This window comes from Treponema sp. R80B11-R83G3, from assembly GCF_054786115.1.
This window is the reverse complement of sequence record NZ_BDHF01000092.1, coordinates 1-5,062: the sequence shown is the minus strand read 5'-3', so window position 1 is coordinate 5,062 and position 5,062 is coordinate 1. Positions and strand designations below refer to the sequence as shown.

Here is a 5,062-nt window from a genome sequence, read left to right as displayed (position 1 = left end):
GAAGTAACGTGGTAAAAAGCATTGTCAATAAGCACTCTTGTTTTTCGCATAAATACCTCCACAATTTCTTTTGCTATTTTAGCGGAAGACTCGAGCAAGCTCGGCTTCCGCTGAATACGATAAATGTTTTTTTACAAGACCGTAAAAAAGATTTACAATATATATATGGCGTGGAGATGTCATTTTGCTTTACTTTAGCGGAAAGATTTTTTAATTTTTTTTAAATTGCCGTCCTGTACGCTATATCTAGTGTACCCTGACAGGCAAGGTACACTAGCGAATTTGGGTGTCAGTTACTCGGCGTGTCCTTTGCTTTTATATACAATGTCCATATCAACCTTATTGAAAAATATTTATTCCAACAAAAAGCCGTATTCGTATACTTTGGGTTCAATCTTTTTTGCTAGTATTTTCATTTTTTCACGCAAATTGCCAATAAGATTATTGTATTCTTCATCATCGCTTTTATTGTTCATTCTGCCGTTACTGACACCTTGAAAATACTCCCTAATGTCATAGAAAGAAGAGTTAATGTTTACCCTTGATTTACTATGATAATACGACCATAATTCCCTGCCGGCTTCAAAAACAGATTGGGCTTCTTTTGAAAATTTTATGGGTTTATGAGTTTTTGTTAATTCTTCAAACAATTCTGAATAACCGTTTTTTATTATTTTACCTTTTATAAAGCTTTGCATAAAATGGCTTTCAAAATTACCTCTTGCGTTTACTTCCGTCTCAGAAAAAGGTATCCAGTGGTTTACGCCATGAGCAGATTGGATATTATTGTCAAATAAAACATACATAAAACAATCATTTTGAAAATCCAAGTCCGTTTCCCATTTATCATTTGGAAATTGAAAATTATCCTTGTTATTAAGCCAAGTAGGAACAATAACAAATCTAATTGTGCAATAGATAGACATTACAATAAGATTATTTACAGTTACATTTGCAGCTTCATGTTTAATAAAATCACTATCTGAAGGTTTGCTTGTAATGAATACCGCATTTTTATTTTGTATATCATTTCTATGTAATCTTAAATATGCAATACGTTCTCCATCATTATCAAAATATTTACGCAACCAATCAATGCTGAGTTTTCCTTTTTTTGAACTGTAAAAAGATTTACGTCCTATTTTTTGACAATTATTCCCTTCATTATCAATTTCATATACGTCTGTTTTTACGGAAGTAATTTTATGTTTGCCGTCTAAATCCCAAATAAAAAAGCCTATAGGAAACGCGCCGGAAACATTATCAAAAGTATCTGCCCTGCAAACAAAGCCTTTTTTAAATTCGGCATGAAAATAATCACGGAATTTAATAAAATTAGACGAGCTTATATATTTTAATGTGCTAAATGTCGCTAGTTTTGAATTAGGAATATCACGATAGATGCGAAGCATAAATTGAGCTGATAGTTCTAGTATGGCATTCCCAACTTTGCCTTTGAAATCGTCATACATTCTGCTTGCCGAAACTTTCGATTTATTTGTACCGCTGCCTATAATTGTTTCTCTATTTCCTGCTTCCGCATAAGGTGGATTGATATAAATAATTAATTTTTCTCTTTTTTTGGGGTTATCAATAATATCTTTTAATGCTTTAGGCAATTTCTTAAAATCATCATTTAAGAAGTCAAACTTAAATACATTTTTTTTAAGCAGTCTTGCGCCGTTTTCTATACGGTCATACATAGCCTTGACATCGGACTCGTCAATCGTACTGGCAAATACGTTTTCCATGTTTCTATTAATGCCAACCAGTAAGTTGCCTGTCCCTGCACAGCAATCCCATACATAATATTTATCTTGCCAATTTTTACCGAATACATCAGCAATGTATTCCTGTGATTTTTCTACCCATATTTGAGGAGTAAAAAACGAGCCTTTTCTTTCTCTTATGTCCTGCGGTACTAATAAATCTTTTCTATTTATAATATTGTCCCAATAATCAGGCAATGGTGGTCTTTGGTATATGCTCCAAAACGCATTGTACGCTTTTTGTTTATCTTTGAAAAAATACTCGTCATCTTCGATTAAGGTTTTACTTTTTTTAAGTGCCTTTATTAGTTTGTAATGGTCGTTTTGTAACACAATCAATAATTTATCTTTTATAGAAACGTTATCTTTAGATAACAAATCGGCAAGATAAAAATCAGCGTCATATAAACCTATTTTCTTTTCTTCTTCCCAATTTACGGATATGGAAGGTTTTACTTTTTCTAGCCATTTTAAATAAACCCTGTCAAAATTATCTTCTGTTATTTCAAATTTATTTTTAATATCCCCTTTTAATATATTATTTTTTATGAAGGTTTTTATTTCTTCATCTTGCGTTCCAAAAGTAAATATTTTTACTTCCTTATTGTTAAATAGAGCAAACTTTAATTTATTTATTATTTTTAAAAAATATTCATCTTTAATGTCTGACGGGGTAATATTCCATTTAATATCATTGTCATGTAAAATATTTGATATTAAATTAGTAGGAACAAAAATAATTTTTACAGTATCAAAACAGCCTATATAATTAGGGATAATATATTCGTTTTTGTCATAGGGCTTTTTTATGGTCAATAATAATTGTGTGAGCATTATGTATTGCTCGGTTTCGCTTTTTTTTGTTTCAGCCCAAAAATAATGTTTTTCAGAGCCGCCTTCTTTGTTCTTTTTAAGTGATTGTTTGCCTGTAATAATAAAATCTATTTTATCAATTTCCTGTTCCCAAGATACTTCTTTACTTTTAAAATAATCGTCAAAAACAAGGGAGCGTAGTTGATGTTCGCTTTTTATATTTTTGTACTTTTCCATAGTCTTATTTTGTTATTATAGATAATATTTGATTGTTTTTCAAGAGTTTTTTATAAAAAATGGGGGAAAAGGTGATTTATATGCGGGATAAATACTAACCATCATCGTCATAAAAATAATCATCTTTATAACGCCATTTATAACTTCTTATATCGTATTTATATTTAAGGGGTTCACGGGCTATTTTTTCCATTTCTTCCCATTTTTTATCAGAGCCGTTTAACGCCTTAAATTTTTCTATAGTGGATAATAACGTTAGTTTTTCCTTTAATATTCCGTTTTCAAAATATAATTCATAGGCTTCATCGTAATTAAGATAAGTTGATAAAAAATCAGAATTCCAACCAGAGCCATAGGCGATTATACAACTGCCTGTATATGGGATAAATATTTTTTTAGATTTATAATTTTTTTCTTTTGGGTCGCTGTTGTAAACTTCCGATATTTTAATTCCGTAAAGTTTATCCTTTACCACATAATATTTAGCGGTATATCCTCGCCAACAGCCACTATTTATAACTATAATTTCTTTATTTTTTGGCAAATTAAAGTCAGCACAGGTAATTATTTGCTTGTTTTCTTCTATGTCAATTAGCGTGTATTTCTTAGAGCCAAGAGAGAAAGTGTCGGAGGCTTGCATGGTCATGGTTTTATTATAGGGGAAAATTATGGGTTTGAATATAAAGCAAAAATATCCCATATGTGGGGGTGGTCGGTAGTGAAGGTACGCTATGAAAAAGTGGTGTCAGATACCAATTGCGTTGCCTATGGATTTTATTTAGACATTTTTGGACATCTTGTCAAAATAAATTATTTTAATATCTTATCAGATTATGCGATGTTTTGGCTGGATTTTTAAAACAAAAATGTTATTATCCATTATTTTTCAGGTACTGCTTTATAAAGTCCTATATATTCTGGTGTATCACCTTTTTCAATCTTAATACAACAATGTAAATATCCAACATGATAAAAAATATGCCGTAATTGCGCTAAAATCAATTCCATTTTTGTCAATTCCATTCCATTGAAAATAATTTTATTTTCAATCGTTTCTTCATTTAATTCATTTAGATATTTTTGTATTTTATTTTTTACATTTTCATAATATTTTTCTATTTCGTTTTTTGTTAATTTATTTTCATCCTCAAGATATATTATATTTAAATTTTTCTTGTGAAATTCAGGTTCAACATAATTACCCGGATCAATAAAATTTTTATCTAGTGAATGTATTAAATGATAAAAATGCTTCCAAGTTCTAAATCCACCTTTTACTGTATCAAATTCATTCGCAGGAATTACTTCCAATAGTATTTCAATATTTTGAAATATCTGCTTTGTTTGGTTTCTTATACTATCTGTTAACATATTTCCACCATGTTTTATTTATTATCTGAATGATTTTTTCATAAAAATTATAAATAAACATCCCCACCATTATAATTGTTCCCCCAATTATTGTTGATCGATTAGGTATTTCTTTTGCCAATATTATGCCGAGTATAGTGGTTAAAAATGGAGTTAAAAACATATAATTTGTTACAGATGATGTATTTTTTGATTTGCTAAAAGCATATGTCCAAGATATGTATGCAATTGCTGTAGAAAATATGCCTAAAATAATTAAGTAGAATATCTGTATTATTGGAACATTTTTTATTTCGACAATAGAACTAGGTAAAAATACAAATAGCAGTATAGTCCCGAACCAAATGCTTATTATTGACGCTTGAATAGGGGAATATTTTTTTGTCATTTTTCTTTGCAGGATATTATAAAAACTTATTGAAATACTTGCCAATATTAGCCAAATTAGTCCGATGTTTATTGAAAATATTCCATCCATTAATGTCATAACTCCAACGCCTATAAATTCTATTATTATTGCGATATAGTATACAATTTTTAGTTTTTCCTTAAAAAAAATCCTTGCCAATAATGTCGTTATAATTGGGGTTAACGCGATTACTAAACTTGCGGTAGACGCTGATACGGTAACAGAACCTTTATTAAAAACAATTATATAAAAGAAAAAACCGAAAAAACCTGCGATAATAAACCACTTTATATCACTTTTATCTGGAATTTTTATTTTTACAAAAAACGCAAAAATGATCAAAAAAAGTGAAGCGATTAAATACCTTAAAAATCCAAGAGAAAGCGGAGAAAAATATCGTAATGCCAACCTTGTAAAAACATAAGCTAAAGACCAAAAAATAATTGTAATAATTGCATAAATG

Annotated in this window: 4 protein-coding genes; all 4 read right to left on the bottom strand. The window is 29.5% G+C overall.

Features of this window, described 5'->3' with window-relative positions:
- Window positions 1-353: 353 nt before the first annotated feature.
- Entirely contained in the window at window positions 354-2,819 is a 2,466-nt protein-coding gene (locus tag ACYVRH_RS10700) for a class I SAM-dependent methyltransferase (protein WP_461256903.1), read from the bottom strand.
- A 94-nt stretch (window positions 2,820-2,913) separates the two neighbouring features.
- The gene (locus tag ACYVRH_RS10695) at window positions 2,914-3,465 is read right to left on the bottom strand and encodes a hypothetical protein (RefSeq protein ID WP_461256902.1); all 552 of its coding nucleotides are present in this window, start codon (window positions 3,463-3,465) and stop codon (window positions 2,914-2,916) included.
- Between the two features lie 233 nt (window positions 3,466-3,698).
- Window positions 3,699-4,190 (bottom strand): hypothetical protein, encoded by a 492-nt coding sequence (locus ACYVRH_RS10690; RefSeq protein WP_461256901.1) that lies wholly within the window; start codon window positions 4,188-4,190, stop codon window positions 3,699-3,701.
- Window positions 4,177-5,062: DMT family transporter (locus ACYVRH_RS10685; RefSeq protein ID WP_461256900.1), on the bottom strand; the 886-nt coding region annotated here is incomplete at its 5' end. The genes ACYVRH_RS10685 and ACYVRH_RS10690, both read right to left, overlap by 14 nt.

Excerpts from the sequence above, each read along its gene's own strand:
- ACYVRH_RS10700 (WP_461256903.1), bottom strand. The coding sequence starts at position 2,819 with ATGGAAAAGTACAAAAATATAAAAAGCGAACATCAACTACGCTCCCTT.
- ACYVRH_RS10695 (WP_461256902.1), bottom strand. The coding sequence starts at position 3,465 with ATGACCATGCAAGCCTCCGACACTTTCTCTCTTGGCTCTAAGAAATAC.
- ACYVRH_RS10690 (WP_461256901.1), bottom strand. The coding sequence starts at position 4,190 with ATGTTAACAGATAGTATAAGAAACCAAACAAAGCAGATATTTCAAAAT.